20 protein-coding genes are annotated in these 22,297 nt (G+C 72.7%); 9 read left to right on the top strand and 11 right to left on the bottom strand.

Going from position 1 to position 22,297, the window contains the following annotated elements:
* Positions 1–179 precede the first annotated feature (179 nt).
* The gene (locus ACGFIW_RS31500; RefSeq protein WP_393323566.1) at positions 180–1,811 is read right to left on the bottom strand and encodes a glycosyl hydrolase family 18 protein; all 1,632 of its coding nucleotides are present in this window, start codon (positions 1,809–1,811) and stop codon (positions 180–182) included.
* Between the two features lie 169 nt (positions 1,812–1,980).
* Here ACGFIW_RS31500 and ACGFIW_RS31495 point away from each other — a divergent pair, with 169 nt between their 5' ends.
* The gene (locus ACGFIW_RS31495; RefSeq protein WP_393323563.1) at positions 1,981–2,469 is read left to right on the top strand and encodes a glutathione peroxidase; all 489 of its coding nucleotides are present in this window, start codon (positions 1,981–1,983) and stop codon (positions 2,467–2,469) included.
* Positions 2,470–2,733: 264 nt separating this feature from the next.
* Positions 2,734–3,408 (top strand): NADPH-dependent F420 reductase, encoded by a 675-nt coding sequence (locus ACGFIW_RS31490; RefSeq protein WP_393323560.1) that lies wholly within the window; start codon positions 2,734–2,736, stop codon positions 3,406–3,408.
* A gap of 25 nt (positions 3,409–3,433) precedes the next feature.
* On the opposite strand, the gene ACGFIW_RS31485 is transcribed toward ACGFIW_RS31490, so the two are convergent.
* Positions 3,434–5,035 carry a glycosyltransferase 87 family protein gene (locus ACGFIW_RS31485; protein ID WP_393323557.1) on the bottom strand — a complete coding sequence of 534 codons (1,602 nt, stop codon included), beginning with the start codon at positions 5,033–5,035 and terminating at the stop codon, positions 3,434–3,436.
* Between the two features lie 120 nt (positions 5,036–5,155).
* Here ACGFIW_RS31485 and ACGFIW_RS31480 point away from each other — a divergent pair, with 120 nt between their 5' ends.
* The 3 genes from ACGFIW_RS31480 (at position 5,156) to ACGFIW_RS31470 (ending at position 7,529) form a co-directional block, all read left to right on the top strand.
* A complete protein-coding gene (locus tag ACGFIW_RS31480; RefSeq protein WP_393323554.1) occupies positions 5,156–5,827 on the top strand; it encodes a class I SAM-dependent methyltransferase in 672 nt (223 codons plus the stop codon).
* Positions 5,828–5,985: 158 nt separating this feature from the next.
* Entirely contained in the window at positions 5,986–6,855 is an 870-nt protein-coding gene (locus tag ACGFIW_RS31475) for a DUF4397 domain-containing protein (protein ID WP_393323551.1), read from the top strand.
* Entirely contained in the window at positions 6,834–7,529 is a 696-nt protein-coding gene (locus ACGFIW_RS31470) for a class F sortase (RefSeq protein WP_393323549.1), read from the top strand. Before ACGFIW_RS31475 ends, ACGFIW_RS31470 begins: the two co-directional genes overlap by 22 nt.
* 115 nt (positions 7,530–7,644) lie before the next feature.
* Here ACGFIW_RS31470 and ACGFIW_RS31465 read toward each other — a convergent pair whose 3' ends face one another.
* The 5 genes from ACGFIW_RS31465 to ACGFIW_RS31445 all read right to left on the bottom strand — a co-directional run bounded on the left by ACGFIW_RS31465 (position 7,645) and on the right by ACGFIW_RS31445 (position 11,271).
* Positions 7,645–7,995 (bottom strand): DUF2203 domain-containing protein, encoded by a 351-nt coding sequence (locus ACGFIW_RS31465; protein WP_393323546.1) that lies wholly within the window; start codon positions 7,993–7,995, stop codon positions 7,645–7,647.
* A gap of 116 nt (positions 7,996–8,111) precedes the next feature.
* A complete protein-coding gene (gene proC, locus ACGFIW_RS31460; RefSeq protein ID WP_393323543.1) occupies positions 8,112–8,930 on the bottom strand; it encodes a pyrroline-5-carboxylate reductase in 819 nt (272 codons plus the stop codon).
* 73 nt (positions 8,931–9,003) lie between these two features.
* On the bottom strand, positions 9,004–10,032 hold the full coding sequence (locus ACGFIW_RS31455) for a 6-phosphofructokinase (protein ID WP_393323579.1): 1,029 nt from the start codon (positions 10,030–10,032) through the stop codon (positions 9,004–9,006).
* Positions 10,033–10,191: 159 nt separating this feature from the next.
* Entirely contained in the window at positions 10,192–10,695 is a 504-nt protein-coding gene (locus ACGFIW_RS31450) for a pyridoxamine 5'-phosphate oxidase family protein (protein WP_393323540.1), read from the bottom strand.
* A gap of 78 nt (positions 10,696–10,773) precedes the next feature.
* On the bottom strand, positions 10,774–11,271 hold the full coding sequence (locus tag ACGFIW_RS31445; protein WP_393323537.1) for a polyadenylate-specific 3'-exoribonuclease AS: 498 nt from the start codon (positions 11,269–11,271) through the stop codon (positions 10,774–10,776).
* Between the two features lie 270 nt (positions 11,272–11,541).
* On the opposite strand from ACGFIW_RS31445, the gene ACGFIW_RS31440 reads away from it, so the two are divergent.
* A complete protein-coding gene (locus ACGFIW_RS31440) occupies positions 11,542–12,234 on the top strand; it encodes a Crp/Fnr family transcriptional regulator (RefSeq protein ID WP_007463121.1) in 693 nt (230 codons plus the stop codon).
* Positions 12,235–12,341: 107 nt separating this feature from the next.
* On the opposite strand, the gene ACGFIW_RS31435 is transcribed toward ACGFIW_RS31440, so the two are convergent.
* Positions 12,342–12,725 (bottom strand): hypothetical protein, encoded by a 384-nt coding sequence (locus tag ACGFIW_RS31435; protein ID WP_393323534.1) that lies wholly within the window; start codon positions 12,723–12,725, stop codon positions 12,342–12,344.
* On the opposite strand from ACGFIW_RS31435, the gene ACGFIW_RS31430 reads away from it, so the two are divergent.
* From ACGFIW_RS31430 to ACGFIW_RS31420, 3 genes are all read left to right on the top strand, one after another.
* On the top strand, positions 12,715–16,281 hold the full coding sequence (locus ACGFIW_RS31430; RefSeq protein ID WP_393323577.1) for an ATP-binding protein: 3,567 nt from the start codon (positions 12,715–12,717) through the stop codon (positions 16,279–16,281). The two genes, ACGFIW_RS31435 and ACGFIW_RS31430, sit on opposite strands and share 11 nt — an antisense overlap.
* Positions 16,282–16,578: 297 nt before the next feature.
* Entirely contained in the window at positions 16,579–17,430 is an 852-nt protein-coding gene (locus tag ACGFIW_RS31425; protein ID WP_393323531.1) for a DUF308 domain-containing protein, read from the top strand.
* 168 nt (positions 17,431–17,598) lie between these two features.
* Positions 17,599–19,107, top strand: coding sequence for a trehalose-6-phosphate synthase (locus ACGFIW_RS31420; RefSeq protein WP_393323528.1), 1,509 nt, complete (start codon positions 17,599–17,601; stop codon positions 19,105–19,107).
* Positions 19,108–19,199: 92 nt separating this feature from the next.
* Here the strand turns inward: ACGFIW_RS31420 and ACGFIW_RS31415 are convergent, their stop codons facing one another.
* The 3 genes from ACGFIW_RS31415 to ACGFIW_RS31405 form a co-directional block, all read right to left on the bottom strand.
* The gene (locus ACGFIW_RS31415; RefSeq protein ID WP_393323574.1) at positions 19,200–19,994 is read right to left on the bottom strand and encodes an alpha/beta hydrolase; all 795 of its coding nucleotides are present in this window, start codon (positions 19,992–19,994) and stop codon (positions 19,200–19,202) included.
* Between the two features lie 79 nt (positions 19,995–20,073).
* Positions 20,074–21,480 (bottom strand): flavin-containing monooxygenase, encoded by a 1,407-nt coding sequence (locus tag ACGFIW_RS31410; RefSeq protein ID WP_393323526.1) that lies wholly within the window; start codon positions 21,478–21,480, stop codon positions 20,074–20,076.
* Between the two features lie 115 nt (positions 21,481–21,595).
* Entirely contained in the window at positions 21,596–22,288 is a 693-nt protein-coding gene (locus tag ACGFIW_RS31405) for an endonuclease/exonuclease/phosphatase family protein (RefSeq protein WP_393323523.1), read from the bottom strand.
* Positions 22,289–22,297 lie beyond the last annotated feature (9 nt).

Here is a 22,297-nt window from a genome sequence, read left to right as displayed (position 1 = left end):
CACCACGGTCGTGGGTTTGATCGCCCCGTGCCGCGCCGCTTGTCTCCCCCAGTCCCCGGCCCAACCCCCCCCCCGCGGGCCGGGCCCCCGGGGGGCGCCCCCCGGGCCGCGGTGTCACCGGGCGGGGAGGGGCGGTGCGCACCCCTCCCCGCCGGGTGGGTGGTGCGTCGGTCTCCGACTCAGCCGAGACCGCCCTTGATGGCGCCGATGAGCTCGCCGTTGCTGGTGTCACCGGAGAGCTCCCAGAAGAACGCGCCACCGAGGCCCTGGTTGTTCGCGTACTGCATCTTGCCGTTGATCGTCGACGGGGTGTCGTAGCTCCACCAGTTGCTGCCGCACTTGGCGTACGCGGTGCCGGCGATCGTGCCGGTGGCCGGGCAGGTGTTCTTGAGGACCTTGTAGTCCTCGATGCCCGCCTCGTAGGTGCCCGGTGCCGCACCGGTGGCGCTGCCGCCCGGAGTGGCCTGGGTGACCCCGGTCCAGCCCCGCCCGTAGAAGCCGATGCCGAGCAGCAGCTTGTTGGCCGGGACGCCCTTGCTCTTGAGCTTCTGGATCGCCGCGTCGGAGTTGAAGCCCTGTTGCGGGATGCCGGTGTACGAGGTGAGCGGGGAGTGCGGTGCCGTCGGACCCTGGGCGGCGAAGGCTCCGAAGTAGTCGTAGGTCATCGGCATCAGCCAGTTGAGGTTGCCGATGGCCCCCGCGTAGTCGGTGGCGTCGATCTTGCCGCCGTTGCTGCCGTCCGCGGTGATGGCCGCGGTGACCAGGGCGTTGGAGCCGAACCGCGACCGCAGCGCGCTGATCACGTTCTTGAACGCGTTCGGGCCGCTGGTGTCACAGGTCAGGCCGCAGGCGTTCGGGTACTCCCAGTCGACGTCGATGCCGTCGAAGACGTCCGCCCAGCGGGGATCCTCGACCAGGTTGTGGCAGCTCTCGGCGAACGCGGCCGGGTTCTGCGCGGCCTGGGTGAAGCCGCCGGACCAGGTCCAGCCGCCGAACGACCAGATCACCTTCAGGTGCGGGTTCAGCTGCTTGAGCTTGCGCAACTGGTTGAAGCTGCCGCGCAGTGGCTGGTCCCAGGTGTCGGCGACGCCGTCCACGCTCTCCGCCGCCGTGTACGCCTTCTCGTAGTCGGCGTAGCTGTCACCGATGGCGCAGCGGCCGCCGGTGGTGTTGCCGAAGGCGTACAGGATGTGGGTCAGCTTGGCCGCGGACCCGCTGGTCTGGATGTTCTTGACGTGGTAGTTGCGTCCGTAGACACCCCACTCGGCGAAGTAGCCGACGACCTTCTTGCCGCCCGGGTTGGGCGGGTTGGTGGTCGGCGGCGCCGTGGTGGGCGGTGCGGTGGTGGGTGGGGCCGTGGTGGGCGGCGCGGTGGTCGGCGCGCTCGTGGTCGGCGGGCTGGTCGGGGTGCCGCCGCCGCAGGGCGCGCCGTTGACCGTGCAGTTCAGCGGGGCCTTGTAGGCGCCGGTGCCGTTGTAACCCCAGCTGAACGAGGCGCCCGGGGCGAGGCCGCCGGCCCAGCTCTTCTTGACCGCGACGTAGTGGTTGCCGCTGCTCGTCACGTCGGCGTCCCAGGCGCTGCTGATGGTGGTGCCCGACGGCAGGTCGAACTCGATGCGCCAGGTGGCGACCGTGGCACTCGACCCGTTGGTGACGGTCACCCTCGTCTCGTGACCGGTCCCCCAGTCCTGTGCCCTGGTGAACGTGGTGGTGACACTGCCGGCGCCGAACGCGGTGGTCACCGGCACCGCCGCGACGGTCACGGCGACCACGGCACCGGCCCAGAGGGCCCGGCGGAGCGATCTTTTCATGAGGCGTCTCCCGAACTGTTAGGAAACTTTCCAAAAGAGATGGTGAGACGGTACTCACGGCGTCATCACTTCGTCAAGATGTGCATGTTTCGATTTCCCTGATGCGGGGATTGCACCTCCCTCCACCCGCTGCCGATCCCCCGGGGCGGCCGGCGCGTAGCCTCGGGTCATGACCGTCTTCGACATCCCGATCGACGCCCTCAACGGCGGCCCCGCCGAGCTGGCCCGCTACCGCGGCAAGGCGCTGCTGGTGGTCAACGTGGCCTCCCGCTGCGGCCTCACCCCGCAGTACGCCGGCCTCCAGACACTCGCGGACACCTATGCCGAGCGCGGCCTGGTGGTGCTCGGCGTGCCGTGCAACCAGTTCGCCGGGCAGGAGCCGGGCAGCGCCGCCGAGATCAGCGACTTCTGCCAGGTCAACTACGGGGTCACCTTCCCGCTGACCGAGAAGGTCGACGTGAACGGCCCCCACCGGCACCCGCTCTACGCCGCGCTGGTGGACGCCCCGGACGCCGACGGGCACACCGGAGACGTCCGGTGGAACTTCGAGAAGTTCCTGGTGGCCCCGGACGGCACGGTCGCCGCCCGCTTCGCCCCCACGGTCACCCCCGACTCCGACGACCTGCGCGCGGCCATCGAGAAGACCCTCCCCGCCTGAGGGCCGAACGGCCGGGCGCGCCCGGCTCCACAGCACCGCCACCGGGCCCGCCGCCCGCACGAACCGCCCGTCACCGTCGGGTGGGATGTCTCCGGGGAGCCGGTCGGCGACCAGGGTGAGCAGTACGTTGTGCGGGGCGGGCCCACGGCGCGACCAGGCACCGAAGGCCGCGAGCGGTCCACTCGGCTACCCGCCGGCGGGTAGTCGAAATAACCCATCGGACAGGTCGGAATGCGTCGTGGGTGGACGGAGTTGGGAACGAGCATGACAACTGTGGGACTGATCGGCAGCGGCAACATCGGCGGCACCCTGGCCCGACTGGCCGTGGACGCCGGCTACGACGTGGTGCTGAGCAACTCGCGCGGCCCGGAGACGCTGAAGGACCTGGCTGACGAGCTGGGCGAGCACGCGAGCGCCGGCACGACACAGGACGCGGCACAGGTCGGCGACCTGGTGGTGGTCAGCGTGCCGCTGAAGGCGTACCGCGCGGTGCCCGTGGAGCCACTGGCCGGCAAAATCGTCATCGACACCAACAACTACTACCCGCCACGCGACGGGACCATCCCGGAACTCGACTCGGGCGAGACCACCAGCAGCGAGCTGCTCCAGCAACACCTGCCGAACGCCCGGGTGGTCAAGGTCTTCAACAACATCTACTACAAGGGCCTGGCCGGGCTCCCCCGCCCGTCCGGCGCCGCCGACCGCAGCGCCCTCCCGATCGCGGGCGACGACGACGCCGCGAAGGCCGAGGTGACGGCCTTCCTGGACCGGATCGGCTACGACGCGGTGGACGTCGGCCCGCTCGCCGAGGGCTGGCGCTACCAGCCGGACACCCCGGCGTACGGCACGCTCTACTCCGCCACGCCGACCGACTGGGAGCACCCGGCACCGGGCGACGCCGACAAGCTGCGCGCCGCCCTGGCCTCCGCGACCCGCTGAGCTACGCCGCCGTCCTCCGGACCGCCTACCGGGTGGCCGTCCGGAGGGCGGCGGCGAGTTCGTCGTCGTAGCTGGCGATCGGCTGGCCGTTCGAGGCGTACGCGACGAGCCGCCCCTGCGCCATGTTCGCCGAGCGGAACGAGAACGTGCGGCTTCCCGGGTACGCGTCCAGCAGCGGGATGACCCGGGGCGCCCCACCGGGCGCGGAGAAGTATTCCAGGCGGGTCACCTGCGGGGAGACCACGCCGTTGACCCGGACCTTTGTCCTCTCGGCGCGGGTGCCGAAGGTGACCGGCGCGTCGGTGCCGTAGGCGGCGCACTCGACCGGCCCCCGGCAGACGAAGAAGTATCGCGGGTTGACCACGTCGTCGAGGGCGTACGCCTTGAAGGTGGGATCCGCTCCGGCGGGCAACGGCTGCACGGCGAAGAACGCGAGCGCCACCGTGGCCGTGACGCCCACCCGCAACCAGCCCCGCCCACCGGCCGGCCGGCGCGACGTCCGGGTGACCGCGACCGCGACGCCGCCGAAGCCGACCAGGCACAGCAGGCACACACCGAGCGCGCGGGCGTTCTCGAAGAGGAACTGCACACCCGGCCGTGTCGACACCGGGCTGAGGACCGCGCCCAGCGAGACGACCATGGCGGCGAGCAGCGCCACGCCGGCGGCGCGTCGGGTGACACCGAACGCGCCGATCAGCAGCATCGCGGCGAGCACCGGCCACACCTGGTGGTGGGTCCAGGACACCGGGGACGCGGCGACGGTGGCGCAGCCGACCAGCACGGCCGCGTGCCCGGGGCGACCCCGCACCGCCAACTGTCGGGCCCGCAGCAGCGCCGCCGCGCACACCAGCGCCACCAGAGCGGCCCAGAGCAGGGGCAACGTCGCCTCGTCGACGCCGACGCGCAGCAGCATCCCGTGCAGGGACTGATTGCCCAGGGAGGCGAGGTTACCGATCCGCGAGGTCTGCCGCACGGCCTCGGTCCAGTACGTCCAGCTCTCGCCGGGCAACACCAGCGCGGCGAGAGCCGCGCAGGCCAGGAACGTCGCCACCGCCCGGCCGGCGTCCCGGTAGCGGCCCGTGGCGAGGAAGTAGACCACGAACAGCAGCGGGGTCAGCTTGATCGCCGCGGCGACGCCGACCAACATCCCGCGCAGCCGAGGCGGACCGACGCCCATCCCGTCGAGCAGGGCCATCAGCACGATGAAGACGCTGACCTGACCGAAGCGCAGATTGCTCTGCACCGGCGCGGAGAGCATCAGCACCGTGGCCGCCACCGCCACGACGAGCGGTCGACGGGACGGCCGGGTGGTCAGCGCGACACCGACCGCCCCGGCGATGGCGACGACCGCCGCGCACGTCGCCACCAGCCAGATCCCCTGGAGTACGCCCTCCGGCACGGCGTTGATCGGACCCAGCACGAGAGCGGCGAACGGCGGATAGGTGAACGGGCCGCCGTTGACCGCCACGAACTCGTACAGCGGGCGACCGGCGTGCAGATCGGACAGTGCGCCGTAGTAGATGTGCAGGTCGGAGAGGCGGTCTTCGCGCCGCAGCACGAGCACACAGGACACCAGCGCGACGACGACGAAGGCCGCCCACGCCAGTGCCACCCGGCGATCCCGCATCGACCGAGGATAGGCGAACGCGACGATCCGCGGCGGCCCCGAGGTGTGGCCGACGCCGACTGCCTCTGCCCACGGCAGAACGGACACGGCGTGACCGGCTCCGCTCCCTAGCATCGACTGATGGGAACGACGGGCACACCGGCGTACGACGCCCACGCGGACTGGTACGAGGACTTCATCTCCGGCGGTGGCGACTATCTCCGGCGGGTACACGCCACCGTGGCGGACCTGCTCGGCACGGGCGAGGGTGCCTGCCTGGACGTCTGCTGCGGCACCGGCGCGCACGCGTCGGTGCCGGCGGGTCTGGGTTGGACGCCGGTGGGCGTGGACCTGTCCGGCGGGCAGTTGCGGCACGCCACCGGGCGGTTGCCGGTGACCCGGGGCGACGCTACTGCCCTGCCGTTCGTCGACGCGTCGCTGCCGGCCGCGATGTGTGTGCTGTCCAGCACCGACATGCCCGACTACCCGGCCGTGCTGCGCGAGGTCGCCCGGGTGCTGCGCCCCGGCGGGCGCTTCGTGCACGTGGGCGTGCACCCGTGCTTCGTGGGCGCGTTCGCCGACTGGGGCCAGCATCCGAGCGTCGTCGTCGACGCGCGGTACGCGGACCGGTCGCGCAGCTTCGACAGTTGGAACACCAACGGCGTCCGGGCACGCGTCGGCGCCTGGCACATCCCCCTCGCCGACCTGGTCGACACGACAGTGGCGGCGGGTCTTCGGCTGCTCCGGGTCGCCGAGGCGGGCCCGGGCGGGGTCCCCGACCTGTTCGGCCTCCTCACCGTCCGAGAGCAGTAGCGAACGCCGCGCCCCCACGCCGGGGAGGGGCGAAGACACGGCGCGCGGCGGGAAACACGTCGAGAAAGATCTCGTTGGCAACTTGCGTTGCAGTCCCGCGCACGGGACTCTGTTCTCTGGGTTGCCGCCCGCTCACCGAAAGTGCTTCCGGAGGCGACATGAACACGCTCCGCATTCTTCCCCGCCGGCTGCTCGCCGGCTCCGGCGCGCTCCTGGTCACCACCGCCCTCGCCGCCGCCGGCACCCCCACGCCGGCCAGCGCCGCAGCCGGCGTGGACACCGTCGGATACGTCCGGCTCGCCCACCTCTCCCCGGACACGCCGGCCGTCGACGTCTACCTGGCCGCGCCGGACGCCGCGAAACCGAGGGTCTTCCCCGGGGTCGGCTACGGGGTGGTCTCCGACTACTTGGAGCTGGCGCCCGGCCGCTACGCGGTGGCGATGCGCGAGGCCGGCGCTCCCGCCAGCGATCCCCCGGTGCTCACCACCGAGGTCGCGGTGACCAGCGGCAACGCGTACACGGTGGCCGGTGTCGGCAGGCACGCCGACCTGGGCCTGCGGGTGCTCGACGATGACCTCAGCGCGCCCACGCAGGGCCGCGCCAAGGTGCGTGTCGTGCAGGCCTCCGTGCGTACCCCGGTGTTGGACGTGGCCGCCGCGGACGGTCCGCTGCTCGCCGACGACGTGCAGTTCGCGACCACGACCGACTATGAGCAGGTCGAGCCGGGCAGTTGGCGGCTACGGCTGACGGGTGCCGACGGGCCGAGCGCCAACGCCGAGGTGCGGCTCACCGGCGGCGCGGTCTACTCGCTGCTGGTGCTCGACGCCAAGCAGGGCGGGCTCACCGCCGAGCTGCGCCGCGACGCCGAGGGTGGCACCGTCGTTCCGGCCGGTGGGGTGGACACCGGCGCCGGTGGCACCGCCGGCGCCGGGCTGACCGCGTACCCCCTGGTGGCCGGCGGCTTGGCCGCGGCGGCCGTCGCGGCGGCCCTGCTGTTCTGGCGTCGGTGGCGGCGCACCACCTGGTGAGCGCCGGGCCGGGCCTGTCGATCCGGCGGCACCGCGACCGCCGGATGCCGCTTGTCGCGCTCGTCGCGGCCGGCGCGGCGGCCTGCCTGGCCGCCGGCACCGGGGTCGGGCTGGCCGGCACCGACGCTCCACCGCCGGTGGCGAGCTGGCACCCCGGCTGCACCGACAGGTGTGCGTCGGTGGCCGCCTCGCCCGTGCCGCAGGGTCCACCCACGCGGGTACGCGTGCCGCGCATCGGCGTCGACTCCGCGCTCACCGTGCTGGGCCTGGACCGCGCGGGCGCGCTGGTGCCGCCGGGCGACTTCGGTGTCGTCGGCTGGTACGGCGGTGGCCCGGCCCCGGGCGACACCGGCCCGGCGGTGCTCGCCGGCCATCTGGACTCGCGGCGTGGCCCGGCGGTGTTCGCCCGGCTCGGTGAGCTGCGCCCCGGTGACCGGGTGGAGGTGTGGCGCGGCGGGCAGCGGTTGTCGTTCCGGGTGACCGGGTCGCTGCGTACCCGCAAGGATCGCTTCCCGACGGAGGCGGTCTACGGGCCGACGCCCGGCGCGGAGCTGCGCCTGGTCACCTGCGGGGGCGACTTCGACCGGCGGCGGGGCCACTACGTCGACAACGTGGTGGTGTTCGCGGTGATCGAGGCCGCCGACCCGGTCCTACCGACGTCCAGGGCGGGCTGAGCGACGCATCCAGCTTGATCCACTCGCGTTCCTGAAGATCGGGGTGTCCGCCGCGCGCGGACACCGCGGATTCCGTGAACCCGAGTGGATCAATGGGTGCGAGACGGCAGCGACGTCAAATGGGGCGGCGGCCGGCGAAGCCGCACTCGGCCCGGTGGTACCAACGCACGTCGGAGTCCCCCTCCAACCAGCACCAGAGCACGGGCCGACCGGCCCGCTCACCGGGAAAGTCGAGCAACACCGGCGCGATGCCCTTGACCTGGATGTCGTGCTGGTGCAGCTCGTCGACGACGGCGTGCAGCCGGGCCTCCAGCCCCTTCACCTCGGCCAGGCCACCGAGGGCGCTGACGCCGTGGTCGGCCAGGTCGACGCGCAGCTCGGCCAGGTCGGCGCGGACCCGGATCAGCTCGTCGACGCGCGGTTGCAGGGTGGCCACCAGGTGCCGGGCCTGGGCGAGTGTGAACACCGGGCCAGTATGCGGCACGCACCGGGGAACGTCCGGCCCGCGACGTGCGACGGACTCAGTCGGACAGGGCGGCCAGCTCCCGGGCAGGCACGTCCGGCCCGCGACGTGCGGCAGACTCAGTCGGCCTGGGCGGCCAGCTCCCGGGCGCGGTCCCGGGCAGCCTCCAGCGCGGCGAGCAGCGCCGCCCGCACGCCGTGCTTCTCCAACTCGCGGATCGCGGAGATGGTGGTGCCGGCCGGCGAGGTGACCGCCTCGCGCAGCTTGACCGGGTGTTCGCCGGAGTCGCGCAGCATCACCGCGGCGCCGACGGCGCTCTGGACGATGAGCTCGTGCGCCACCTGCCGGGGCAGCCCCAGCAGGATCCCCGCGTCGATCATGGCCTCGACCAGCAGGTAGAAGTAGGCCGGCCCGGAGCCGGAGAGCGCGGTGACCGCGTCCTGCTGCGACTCGGGCACCCGCATCGTGTGGCCGAGCGGCTTGAACATCTCCTCGGCCAACGCCAGGTGCGCCCCGGTGGCGTGCGCGCCCGCCGAGATCGCCGTCATGGCCTCGTCGACGAGCGCCGGAGTGTTGGTCATCACCCGGACCACCGGGGTGCCCTCGGGCAGCCGGCGGTTGAAGAAGCTGGTGGGCAGGCCGGCGCAGAGTGAGATGACGAGCTTGTCGGCCGGCACCTTGGGGCCGATCTCGTCGAGCAGCGCGGCGGCGTCCTGCGGTTTCACCGAAACCGCCAGCACCTCCGCCTCGTCCACGGCGGTCAGGTTGTCGACGACCCGTACGCCGTAGCGGGCGGTCAGCTCCTCGGCTCGGGCCGGCCGGCGGGCGGTGGCCAGCAGCCGGTCCACCGGCCATCCCGAGCGCAGCAGCCCGGAGAGCACCAGCTCACCGATCTTGCCCGCGCCTATCACCGCGACCGTGTGCACACCGGCTGACATCTCGGCTCGTACCCCCTCGCGTCGGGTCGCGGCGCGGCGGACCCGCCGGCCCGCCGCGCCGCCTACCTGTCGATCAGCTGCCGAAGAAGACCTCGGCCTCGTTGTACCGCTCCAGCGGCACGGTCTTCAGCTCGCGAGTGGCCTCCGCGAGGGGCACCCGGACGATGTCGGTGCTCTGCATCGCGACCATCTTGCCCCAGTCGCCGTCGTTGACCGCGTCGATGGCCTGCAGACCCAGGCGGGTGGCGAGCACCCGGTCGAAGGCGGTCGGGGTGCCACCGCGCTGGATGTGACCCAGCACCACGGTGCGGGCCTCCTTGCCGGTCTTGGCCTCCAGCTGCTCGGCGAGCCACTGGCCGATGCCGCCGAGGCGGACGTGACCGAACGAGTCCAGCTCCTGGTTGGCGAGGACCATCTGGCCGTCCAGCGGCTGGGCACCCTCGGCGACCACGACGATCGGGGCGTACTGGTGCTGGAAGCGCTTCTCGACGTAGCCGGCCACCTGGTCGACGTCGAACTGCCGCTCGGGCAGCAGGATCACGTTGGCGCCGCCGGCGAGGCCGGCGTGCAGGGCGATCCAGCCGGCGTGCCGGCCCATGACCTCGACGACCAGGGTGCGGTGGTGGCTCTCCGCGGTGGTGTGCAGGCGGTCGATGGCCTCCATCGCGATGTTGACCGCGGTGTCGAAGCCGAAGGTGTAGTCGGTGGCGCCGAGGTCGTTGTCGATCGTCTTCGGCACGCCGACGACCTGGACGCCCAGCTCGTAGAGCTTGGTGGCCACGCCGAGGGTGTCCTCGCCGCCGATCGCGATCAGCGCGTCGACACCCTGGGCGGCGAGGTTGTCCTTGATCCGCTCGACGCCGTTCTCGATCTTGAACGGGTTGGTCCGGGACGAGCCGAGGATGGTGCCGCCGCGGGGCAGGATGCCACGGACGTCCGCGATGCCGAGGGGCCGGGACAGACCCTCCAGCGGGCCCTTCCAACCGTCGCGGAAGCCCACGAACTCGTGACCGTAGGTGGCGACGCCCTTGCGGACCACCGCCCGGATGACCGCGTTGAGACCGGGGCAGTCGCCGCCGCCGGTGAGCACGCCGATACGCATGATCCGCTCATCCTCCTGGAGCATCAGGTAAAGCCCGAATTGCCCCAGGGTATGTGTCAGATCAGACCATCGGCGCCGTTGCCGGCCCGGGGCGGGCCGTCACTGCGCACTGTAGTCGGCCTGCCGGTACGGCGACAGCGCGCCCCGGGGGGCGACGGGTCAGTAGGTCACCTCGTGGTTCTCGCCGGCGTTCGGCGGCCGCCCGGTGACCGCGGCCTTCGCGTAGCCGAGCAGGTTGACCACGGCGCTGTTCGCCGAGTCCCAGTACTCGGCGGAGCTGGCGTGCACCTTGATCAACGTGAGTCCCGGGGTGTCCAGCCCATCGGGGAACCACGCCTTGAGCAGTGGGTTCCACAGCCGCTCGGCCCGGGCCCGGTCGAATCCCTCGGTGGCGGTGCCGGAGATCGACACCCAGGCGTGGTGCTTCTGGTCGGAGAAGGAGACGTTGACCTCCGGGTTGACCCGGAGCTGACGGACCTTGGCCGAGTCGGCGGAGGCGAAGAACCACAGCTCGCCGTCGAACTCGGCCTCCTGGAGCCCCATCGGCCGGCTCACCTGCCGCCCGTCCAGAGCGGTCGTGGTGAGCATGCAGATCCGCGCGGCCCGGGCCAGCTCGGTGACCCGGGCTCGAGCGTCGGCGGCGTTGGTCGGCTCGTTGCTCATGGCACTCTCCTCCGCTTCGGTTCGCCGAACCGATGCCCGGGACAGAACCGGTCAAACCTGCGGCGATGTGGCCGGCACTCAGCGGGCGGTCATCGCCCGCCAGCGAGCCAGATTGTGCCGGGCGTCGACCAGCGCGTCGTGCCGGGCCGCGTCCGCGTCCGGCAGGATCGGCCGACCCCTGTCGTCCCAGAGCTGGCGCAGCTCCTTCGTGTAACGAGGAATCTCCCGGGGCAGCGCCGGCATCGCACCCCAGAGCTGGGCGAGCACCACGTGGTCGTACGCGGCGTACCAGGCCCACAGCTCCAACTGCTCCCCCGGCCGGTCCCGGATCGGCTCGACCAGGAAGTCGTACAGGTCGTCACGGATGCGCTCGCGCGACCGCCAGGCCCGGTCCGCCGGGGACGGCAGCTTGTCCAGCACGTTGCGCCGAACCCAGGGCACGGCACGGGAGTCGTCGAACTCCGTGGAGACCGCGTAGAACTCGCGACCGTACTCGTCGACGACACCAATCGAGACGAGGTCGACGGTTGTGCCGTCCTCGATGAACTCGCAGTCGTAGAAATAGCGATAGACCATTCCGGCCATCCTCGCCCACCGTCGTCCGGCCGTGCCCGCCGGGGGGCGCCGCACCGCTGGTGACAGGCCCGTTCGGCACCTCAATGACGGTACGCGGCAGCTCGCGACGGTCACGGAAGTGCTTCGAGGGGTGTACAGCAAGCGACCGGACCGTCATGATCTGATGTGTACCGCTACCGGATGCCGAATCGGTGTCAGTTCACCTTGTCAGGGCCATCAGGTTCACCCGGTGAGCGAGTTTGTGGTCCATGACCGGGGAGGGGTTGGGCCGTGGAGATGCGCCTGCCGGAGCCGGGTGACGCGCTCACGGGTGTCGAGATGTTCGCTGGTTTGGAGCCCGAGGTGCGGCAGCGCGTCATCGCCGCCGCCGTCCCCCGTACCTACCGCAAGGGCCAGTTGCTCTTCGTGGAGAACGACCCGGGTGAGTCGCTGATCGTGTTGCGCCGCGGGGCGGTGGCCGTCTTCCGCACCGCACCCACCGGCGAGCGGGCCGTGCTGTCGGTGATCCGTCCACCGGACGTGCTCGGCGAGGTCTCCCTGCTCGACGCGTCCACCCGGTCCGCCTCGGCCGAGGCCATCGAGGACTGCGCGGCACTCGCACTCTCGCGGGGCGCGTTCATGGAGCTGGTGCACTCCAACCCCCGCATCCTGGACGCGGTGATGCGCTCGCTGGGCGGGCTGATCCGCCGGCTCACCGAGCAGAACGCCGACCACGTCTTCCTCGACCTGCCCGGCCGGGTGGCCAAGACGCTCGTCCGGTTGGCCGGCGAGAGTCAGGCACCGATGATCACGATCGAGCTCAACCAGAGTCAACTGGCCGAGATGGCCGGCGGGTCCCGGCAGAGCGTCAACCAGGCGATTGGTTCGTTCGCCAGCCGCGGCTGGCTGCGGACCGAGGGGCGCCGGATCGTGGTGACCGACGTGGCCGCGCTGCGCCGCCGTGCCGGCATGAACGACCGCTGACCGATCAGGCCCGGGCCAGCGCGTGTTTCGCGTACCGCGAGCCGCCCCGGTGCCCACGCACGGATGTGGCCGGCAGACCCGTGGGTCCGCCGGCCACATCCGGCCGATCAGTTGTCGGTGTCGTCTGCCGGCGGCGCGCCCGGCCCCGGCCCGATCTTCTTCGGGTCGGTCGGCTTGTCAGCCGTGGACGTGCTCGACGAGGTGGTCGTGGTCTTTCCCGACCCGCTCCCCTGGCCCTCAGGCTCTTCCACCATGCCCTGCTCCTCCAGCTCGGCGAGAGTGACCGCATCGACGTCTATCGTGTCGCCCGGAGCCCATCGCGTACCACCCGAATCGGTCCACGAGGCGGACAGTCGCACCTGCACGGCACTCTCCCTGACATGAAACTTCCTGGTACGGAACACTAACTCCGACCGATCGATGGCGCCGCCCGCCCACACGTCGGGTACCCGACTGGCCGGGTGGACGCGATACTGACCCATCTCGCCCACGGAGCTGAACATCGACCTCAGGTGTGGACACTGCGCCCGCGCGGCCGGGCCGGACGACCGTTTCTGCGGCGGGTGTGGCCAGCCGCTCGCGGTCGCCTGCGCGCACTGCGGGCACGCCAACAGCACCGAGGTCAACTTCTGCACCAGCTGTGGTCAGCCCCTGCGGGACCACATCGCGGTGGTAGAGGAGGACCGGCGTCAGGTCAGCGTGCTCTTCGTCGACATCGTCGACTTCACCAGCTACGCGGAACGGACCGACCCGGAGCAGGCCCACGGTCTGCAACAGACCTACTTCGCGACCGTGCGCCGGATCGTGCACCAGTACGGCGGGGTCGTCGAGAAGTACATCGGCGACGCGGCGATGGCGTTGTTCGGCGCACCGGTGGCCACCGACAACGACGCGCTGCGGTGCGTGCGCGCCGGGTTGGAACTGCAACGCAGCCTGGCCCACCAGCCCAACGGCCCGCAGCCGCCGCTCGGCTTCCGGGTCGGCATCGCGACAGGCGAGGCCCTGGTCGACCTCTCCGCCACCCGCGACGGCGGGCAGGCCTTCGTCACCGGGGACGTGGTCAACACGGCGTCCCGGTTGCAGGCGTTCGCACCGGCGGGCGGCGTCGTCGTCGACGAGAGCACCTGGGCGGCCACCCGACACGAGATGGAGTACGCCGACCAGCCGCCGGTCACGCTGCGCGGCCGGTCCGCGGTGAGCCGGATCTGGCTTGCCGTGCAGGTCCGGCCACACCGGGACCTGCGCACGGCCGAGCTGACGCCGATGGTGGACCGGGAGCACGAGCGCGGTCTGCTGGTCAACGCGCTACACCGGACGGTGACCGAGCGGACCTCCCAGTTGGTGACGGTCTTCGGGCCGGCCGGTGTCGGCAAGAGCCGGCTGCTTCGCGAGCTTGAACGGCACGCCGGCCGACTGCCCGGCCCGCCGGTCACCTGGCTGGTCGGGCAGTGCCCGCCGTTCGGCGAGAACGTCACCTGGGCCGCGCTGGCGGACATCGTGAAGAGCTGGGTGGGCGTACCGGAGGTCGACGATCCGGCCGCCCTGCGGGAACGGCTGCGGGCCCGGCTCGGGCAGCTCGCCGATCCTCACGCGACCCGGCTGGCCGAGGCACTCGGCCCGCTGATCGGCGTGCCCGGCGAACGCCTCACCCCGGGCGAGACCGAGGCCGTCTGGCGGCGTTTCCTGATCGCCCTGGCCACCACCGGGCCGACCGTGCTGGCCTTCGAGGACATGCACTGGGCGGACCAGGCGATGCTCGCCTTCGTCGAGCAGCTGGGCGCGACGGCGCGCGGCGTACCGCTGCTGGTCGTCGCGACCGCCCGCCCGGAGCTGCGGGAACGGCACCCGGCCTGGACCGCCACGATCAGCGGCGCGATGTCCATCTCGGTGCCGCCGATGCACGACACCGACATCGACACGCTGTACTCGCTGCTGCTCGGGCAGTCCACGCTGCCCACGGCCGCGCGCACCCCGCTCATCGAGTTCGCCGACGGCAATCCGCTCTACGCCCAGGAGTACGCCCGGATGCTGCTCGACGGCGGGCTGCTCGACGCGACGCACTCGGCCTTCCGCCTCGACCCCAACGGTGGCGCGGAGATGCCGCGTACGGTGCAGGCGGTCATCGCCAACCGGCTCGACCTGCTGGACCCGGCCGACCGGGCGGTGCTCCAGGCCGCCGCGGTGGTCGGCGTGCAGTTCTGGGCCGCGCCGGTGGCCACGGCGCTGGGGCGGCCGGTGGAGTGGGTGGAGCGCGCGCTGGACCGGCTGCAACGACGCGACCTGGTGTACGAGCAGAGCACATCCACGATGCCCGGCCAGTCCGAGTACCGGTTCCGGCACATCCTGGTGCGGGACGTCTGCTACCAGCGGTTACCGCGGGCCGAGCGGGTGCTGCGGCACCAGCGCACCGCCGACTGGATGGCGCAGCTCGCCGACGGCCGACAGCACGACCTGGCCGAGGTGCTGGCCAACCACCGCTGGGCGGCGCACGAGATCGCCCGGACCGTCGGGCTGGACACCGCCCCCTACGCCCCACCCGCGCGGGCCGCGCTGCACCGGGCGGCCCGTCGGGCGTACGAGCTGCACGCGTTGGACACCGCCGCCGCGCTGGTCGGGCGTGCGCTGACCCTGGACGTCGGTCCGGACCCGGCGCTGGAGTTGTTCGACGCGGAGCTGGCGTTCTACCGCGACGGCGACGCCTTCCTGGTGGCCGGCGGCACCGACACACTCACCCGGCTGACCGAGCGGCTCGCCGCGGCCGGCGACCGGACGGGTGCGGCGCGGGCGTGGACGCTGCTCGCCACCGCCGCGTGGAGCCGGGCCGACCGTGCCGCGACCCTGCACTGCCTGGACCAGGCGATCGGCATCTACAGCGAGTTGCCGGACAGCCAGGAGAAGGCGAGCGCCCTGCTGGAGCTGGCCCGCGTGCACATGCTGAACGCCGAGACCGACCCGGCGTGCGCGGCCGCCCGAGCCGCGGCGACCCTCGCCGAGCGGCTCCAGCTACGCGAGGTGCAGGCCAACGCGCGGATCACCCTGGCGGTCGCGCGGTACCTGGCCGGTTCCGCCTCGGCGTACCCGGAGCTGGCCGAGGTGACCGAGCACTGCCGGGTGGAGCGGCTGACCAGTCGACGTCGGGCGGTGCAGAACCTGGCCTGGGCGTTGCAGGAGGAGGGCGACCTGGCCGGCTCGGCCCGACTGGTGGACGAGCAGCTCACCCTCGACCTGGGCGGCGAGCACAGCCTGGCGACCAGCTTCGCCGACCAGTGGACGCGGGCGTACTACGCGGGCGACTGGACTGCCGCGTTGGCGATGGCGGCCGAGTCGACCCGCCGGCCGACCGCGGAGTGGGACCTGCACATCGTGGCGGTCTCCGGCTGGATGCGCGGGCTGTCCGGCGCCGGGCCGGACGCGCTGTCCGGACCGGGCGGCCTGGTGGGACCGGGCGGCGTGGCGGGACCGGACGCGCTGGTGGGACCGGACGGCACCGCGCTGGCGGGCGGCACGGGTGGGGACCTGGTCGAGCAGGCGCTGGTCGCCGCGCGGCGCAGCGGATTCCACCGGGTGCTGCGCTCCACCCTGGCGCACGCCGCACTCTGCCGGGCCGTGCAGGGCCGCCGGGACGAGGCGATGGCGCTGCTGACCGAGCTGGACGAGGACTGGCGGCGGACCCGGATGATCCCGTTCGCCGAGTGGGTGCCGGCCGTCGGGCACGTCGCCGGGGTGCTCGGCGCGGACGCGGCCCGGCTGGTCCGGGAGATGCTCGACCGGGCGCCCCGGACGACCCCGTGGGCTCGCGCCGCCGGTCAGGTCGCCGACGCCACGCTGGCCCGGCACGCCGGGGACGCGGCTGGCGCCGCGGGCCTGCTGAGGTCGGCGGCGGCCAGCTACGCCCGGATGGCCGACGTGACCGACGAGATCATCACGATGGCGCTGGCGATCGGCCCGCTGACCGAGACCGACCCCTCCGCCGCCGCGACGACCCGCGCCCGCCTGCACGACTTCGCCACCCGCCACCACGCCCCCACCCTGCTGCGCCTGCCCTGACACCGGCGCCCGCGTCGGGACCGTGCTGGCGCGCCAGTGCGGTCGGGCGACCGAGCAGCCGGCCGGCCGGGCAACCAAGCGGCCCGGCAACCAGCCGGCCCGGCAGCACCGAGATGGCGCTGGTCGCGCAAGAACGGACAAAGAACCCCGGTCGCGACCTGCGGCGGCAGCGGTGAGTTTGGAAGACGCGACACAACGCACTCCCGGAACCATGCCCCGACGTGTCACGATTCAGAGCACGGCGTGCGGACGGGCGTCGAGGGTCGCGCCGCGAGGCGCGTTAAGGGGGATGTCCGGGTGTCAGCGGGTGGTGCCCGCCGGGGACGGCGGGACAACGGGCTCGACGCGAACGAGTACGCCGTCGTCGGCGACGTCGATCCGCGCGTCGGCGAGCACCTGCTCGACGTGCTGGCCGCCGGCGGGATCGCCGCCTACCTCCAGCCCTCCGCCGACCTCAACCCGGTCACCCGCACCACCACCGTTCCGGCCCGGCCGGTCGACCGGCTCTACGTCGACCGCTCGCACCTGAGCACCGCACGGGACTATCTGACGCAGCTCGCCGACGAGACCACCCCCGAGCAGCCGCCCGCCCGTGACGAACCGGACATCGACGCCGAGTGGGCGCGGATCGTGGCCGGCTTCCACACCTCCTCCACAGTTGGCGAGCACCCGTGGCCGGCCGCGGAGGACGTGGACGACCGCGAGGCCCGGGACGAGCCGACCACCGGCCCGCTGGCCCGCTCGGGGACCGACGAGCCGGGCCCCACCGCCACCGACACCCGCCGGCTCCCGTCCGCCACCGACTTCTCCGGGATCTCCGTGGGGCGCGACACCCGGGCGGACGAGCCGTCCCTGCTCGACGGGCTGGACACCTTCGGGGCCGATCTGCCCGACGACGAGGACGACGAGGGTTACCACCCGCCCCCACCGCCGCCGCTTCCCCGCATCAGCAAGTACGCGGTGGTCGGTGTGCTCGGCGTGGTCGTCGGGTTCGTGCTCTTCCTCTTCCCGTCGCTGATCCCGGTGGACCGCTCGGCGGTCACCCTGTTCGGGTTCACCGGCATTCTCGCCGGTTTCGTCACGCTGATCTGGCGACTGCGCCCCGGCGACGAGGACGAGGACGACCCGGACAACGGCGCCGTCGTCTAGGGCCTGTTTCACAGGGCCCGCATCCCGGGACGCCTCCGACCCGCCGTGCGCGTAACAGTGGTGTAACTTACTGTCAGTAGGAATACCGCTGTACGTCACTTCCCCCGCTGACTGACCGGTTTTTCCTTGCTCGTGGCGGTCAGTCCTCTGCTGATCGGAATGCCCGAGATGCGACAGAGTTCTCTTGTGGTGGTGGCCAACCGCCTCCCCATCGACGACAGCCAGGCCCCCGACGGGGCCTGCGAGTGGCGGCGCAGCCCCGGTGGGCTGGTCAGCGCGCTGCACCCGCTGCTACGGCACACCCCGGCGACCTGGGTCGGCTGGGCCGGCGGCACCGGGCCCGCCCCCGCCCTACCGGACGTGGACGGCGTCCGCATGCACACCGTCCCGCTCAGCCCGGAAGACCTGCGCGACCACTACGAGGGGTTCGCCAACGCCACCCTCTGGCCGCTCTACCACGACGCCGTCGAACAACCGCAGCATCACCGGCGGTGGTGGGAGGCGTACCAGCGGGTCAACCAACGCTTCGCCGCGGCGACCGCCGAGGTGACCGAGCAGGGCGGGGTGGTCTGGGTGCAGGACTACCACCTGCAACTGGTCCCCGGCATGCTGCGCGCGCTCCGTCCGGACCTGCGCATCGGGTTCTTCCTGCACGTGCCGTTCCCGCCGCCGGAGCTCTTCATGCAGTTGCCGCGCCGGGCCGAGTTGCTGCGCGGGATGCTCGGCGCCGACCTGGTCGGCTTCCAGCGGGTGCAGGCGGCGCACAACTTCGCCCAACTGGTGACCAGGGTGCTGGACCTGCCGGCCACCGACCGGCGGATCGGCATCGACGACCGGGTCGTCCGCATCGGCGCGTTCCCGGTCTCCATCGACACCGCCGAGATGGGCGCGCTCGCCGCCCGCCCGGACGTGGCCGCGCGGGCCCGCCGCCTCCGTCAGGACCTCGGCGATCCCCGGCAGGTCATCCTCAGCGTGGACCGGATGGATTACACCAAGGGCATCGAGCAGCGCCTCAAGGCGTACAGCGAACTGCTCGCCAGCGGCGACGTCAAGGTCCGCGACACCGTGTTGGTGCAGGTCGCGATGCCGAGCCGGGAACGCGTCGGCCAGTACCAGATCCTGCGTGAGCGCATCGAGCGCGAGGTGGGCCGGATCAACGGCGAGTTCGGCCGGGTCGGCGAGCCCGCGATCCACTACCTCACCCAGCCCTTCGACCGGGCCGAGTTGGCCGCGCTCTACCGGGTCGCCGACGTGATGGCGGTGACCCCGCTGCGCGACGGGATGAACCTCGTCGCCAAGGAGTACGTGGCCGCCCGGGTGGACGACACGGGCGCCCTGCTGCTCAGCGAGTTCGCCGGCACCGCCGCCGAGCTGTCCCAGGCGTACCTGGTCAACCCGCACGACCTGGAAGGGCTCAAGCAGGGCCTCTGCGCCGCGCTGCGGGCCAGCCCGGCCGACACCACGCAGCGGATGCGGGCCATGCGCGCCCACCTGGAGGAGCACGACATCCGGGCCTGGGCCCGCTCCTACCTGCGCGCCCTGGACGAGCGCGGCGCCCTGGTCAGCCGCCTGACCAGCGCCGACACCGGCCCCGACGACACCCCACCCGGCCCTGAGGCCCGGGTGCCGCAACCCACCACCCCGACCACCGCGGCCACCCGCCAGACGGCCGGCTGACCGCGCACCCTCGGCGCACTGAGCACCCACCCGCCCGCGCCGGCCGATCGGCCCGCCACGGCGGCGACCCCGACCCGGGCGCGCCCGGGTGCTCAGTGCGCCGAGGGTTCCTTCTCCAGCCAGTCCAGGATCGCGTCGATCGGCTCCGCCCAGCGCGCGTCCAGCATCAGGTCGTGGCCCATTCCGGGAAAGAGCAGCGGGGCCGAACCGAAGCGGCGGGCCACCCGGGTCAACGTCGACGCCGGCACCACCCGGTCGTCCGGGCTGCCCAACACCAGCACCGGCGGGGCGCCCACCGCCGGCTCGGCCTCCGGCTCACCCAGCAGCGCCCACTGCGCCCGCCGGCCCGCCCGGCCGAGCCGCCCGACATACCGCCGGGCCTCCTCGTCGGGCAACTCGCGGCTGAACAACTGCCCACTGTTGAGCCGCAACGGCCCACCGAACACCGCCGGCACCGTGCCCGCCGGGTTGCGGCGCAACGCCGCGCCCAGCACTCCCCAGCCGCCGAACACCGGCGCCACCAGCACCGCGCTGCGCGCCGGGTAGCGGGCCAACGCGTGCGCGACCACCAGAGCCGCGGCGCCGTGCCCCACCAGCACCGCCTGGCGCGGCAGGCCCGCGGCCACCTGGACCACGTCGTGCGCGTACGCCCGCAGCGTCGCCTCCGGCGCCGGCTCGCTGGCACCATGCCCGCGCAGGCTCATCGCGTACGCCGGGAACCCCCGCGACGCCGCGTGACCCAACCAGTGCTCGGCGAACACCCACGCGCCGTGCCCGAACCCCGGGACGAACAGCAACGGCGGCCTACCCTCCTCCACCTCGGGAAGGGCACTGAGCACCTCCCGTCGGGCCGGCCGGACCGGACGCGACCACTCCCGGCTCCGCATGATCCGCAGCTCACCGTTCGCGCTCACCGGGCCAACCCTTCGTTCGCGACTGCGGGGCTCGCCAGCTCACTCCTCGCGCTCACTTGCTGCCCTCCAGGTCGTGCAGGGCGCGCTGGACGGCGCGCAGGTAGTCGGCGTGACCGACCTCGAACCAGTGTCGGCTGCTCTCCTTGACCGGCCCGGAGTACCGCTCCCCGGCCCGCTCCCGTACCCGCCGCGCGAACGCCATGGCCCGGTCCGGTCGGTCCCGACGTGCCTGGAGCAGCCGTGCGAAGAGCACCGTCTGCCAGTGCGACAGGGTGAACAACCCGGAGTCGGGCTGCAGCAGGCCGGCGACCGCGAGGGTCGGATGCCCCGGGGTGAACGCGTTGAGCCACAGCGTGGGCCGACCCGCCCCGGCGCTGTCGGCGAACACCGACGCGTCGAGGAACTCGAAGCGCGGCAGGTAACCGGTGGCGAAGACGACCACCTCGGGGTCGATCTCGCGGCCGTCGGCCAACTCCACCGCGTACGGGCGGAACCGGGCGACGTCGGGCACCGGGCCGATCCCGCCGTGGCCCACGTAGTAGACGAGTTGGCTGTTCGCGATCGGGTGCGTCTCGTACACCCGGTGGTCGGGCCTGGGCAGGCCGAAGCGGGTCAGGTCACCGACTGTCAACCGCATCGTCCAGTGGTAGAGCCACTGCCGCACCCGCAGCGGCACGCGCAGCGCCAACAGGGTGTCGTTCACCTGGTCGGCCGGGCGGCCGAGCACGTACTTCGGCGCGTACCAGTAACCACGCCGGGTGGAGTGCCAGCACCGCGACGCCTGCTGGGCGGCCTCGACGGCGATGTCGCAGCCGGTGTTGCCGGCGCCGACCACCAGCACCCGCTTGCCGCGCAGCTGCGCCGGGTCCTTGTAGGACGAGGCGTGCATGATCTCGCCGCGGAACTCCTCCAGGCCCTCGTAGCGGGGCAGCTTCGGCGACCAGTTGTGGCCGTTGGCGATCACCACGGCGGCGTACCGGGAGGTGCGCTCCGGGCCGTACCCGCCGGTGGAGCGGGTGGTCACGTCCCACCGGTCCCCCTCGGCGGGCTCGACCCGGATCACCTCGGTGCCGAACCAGATGTGCGAGCGCAGGTCGAAGTGGTCGGCGTACCGCTCGAAGTAGGACAGCAGTTGACTGTGGTGCGGGTAGTCGGGCCAGGAGTCCGGCATCGGAAAGTCAGGGAACTGGGTGAACGGCTTCGACGAGATCAGGTGGGTGCTGGCGTACACCGGGCTGCGGTCGTGCCGCCAGTTCCAGGCGCCGCCGACGCCGGTCTCCCGTTCGTAGCAGTCGACGCCGAACCCGTGCTCGCGCAGGTTCTTGATGGCCGTCAGACCACTGGCCCCGGCCCCGATGACGCAGACCGTGTCACCCCGGTCGGAGACCGGGCGATCGTCGCCGCGCGCGGACGGGGTCGCCTCCGGGTCGGGCCGGCCGTGGTCGGTGGAGGTGGACACCGGGACATCTCCTTTTGGTACGGCAGGCGTGCCGGTCGCCGCGAAATCCTCTCCACAACGGAGCCGGATGTCCAGTCCTGGGACTGACGCGTCGACGGTCGGGCCGGGGTCGGGGTCAGCCGGCGGCGGGCAGCAGCAGGTCGACCAGGACCGGGAAGTGGTCGCTGGCCCGTCGGGTCTGCGGGGTGTCGACCACGTCGTAGTCGACAACGGTGATCCGCGGGTCGACGAAGAGCGCGTCGATGCGCCGGCGCGGGTCGGCGCAGGAGTAGGTGAGCCGGTCCGCCCGGTCGGCCGCCACCGCGGCGTCGGTCAACCCGCGTGACACGGTCGCCCACGCCGGCCCGTCCGGGCCCTCGTTGAGGTCCGCCCCGGCCACCACCGGGCTGGTCGCCGCGTCCAGCCCACGCTTGAACTCGGCGGCCTGCGCGGGGCGCTCGGTCGGGTCGGTGGACAGGTGCGAGCCGGCGAGGGTGACGTGGGCGTCGCCGACCCGGCAGTCGGCGTACGCGGCGCCGCGCAGGTGTCGGCCGGGGGTCAGCGGGAAGCGTTGGCAGCGGGTGCCCCGCACCTGGACCCGCAGGCTGGTCACCAGCAGGTTGCCCAGCGCGGGCAGCCCGCCGGCGGCCACCACCAGGCCGAACGACTCGGCCAACGTGGCGGACTTCTGCCGCCACCGGAACCGGCGCGGCCCCTCCTGCACGATCACCACGTCCGGCCGCGCGGCCCGGACCACCGCCGCCAGCGCGGCCGTGTCGTCGCGCTGACTGTGGATGTTGTACGACACCACGCGCAGCGGCACGCCCATCGCAGGCCG

The organism is Micromonospora sp. NPDC048935 (assembly GCF_043197875.1).
Classification (GTDB): Bacteria; Actinomycetota; Actinomycetes; order Mycobacteriales; family Micromonosporaceae; genus Micromonospora.
The sequence above is the reverse complement of the archived record's forward strand: the minus strand, read 5'-3'. Positions and strand labels throughout refer to the sequence as shown.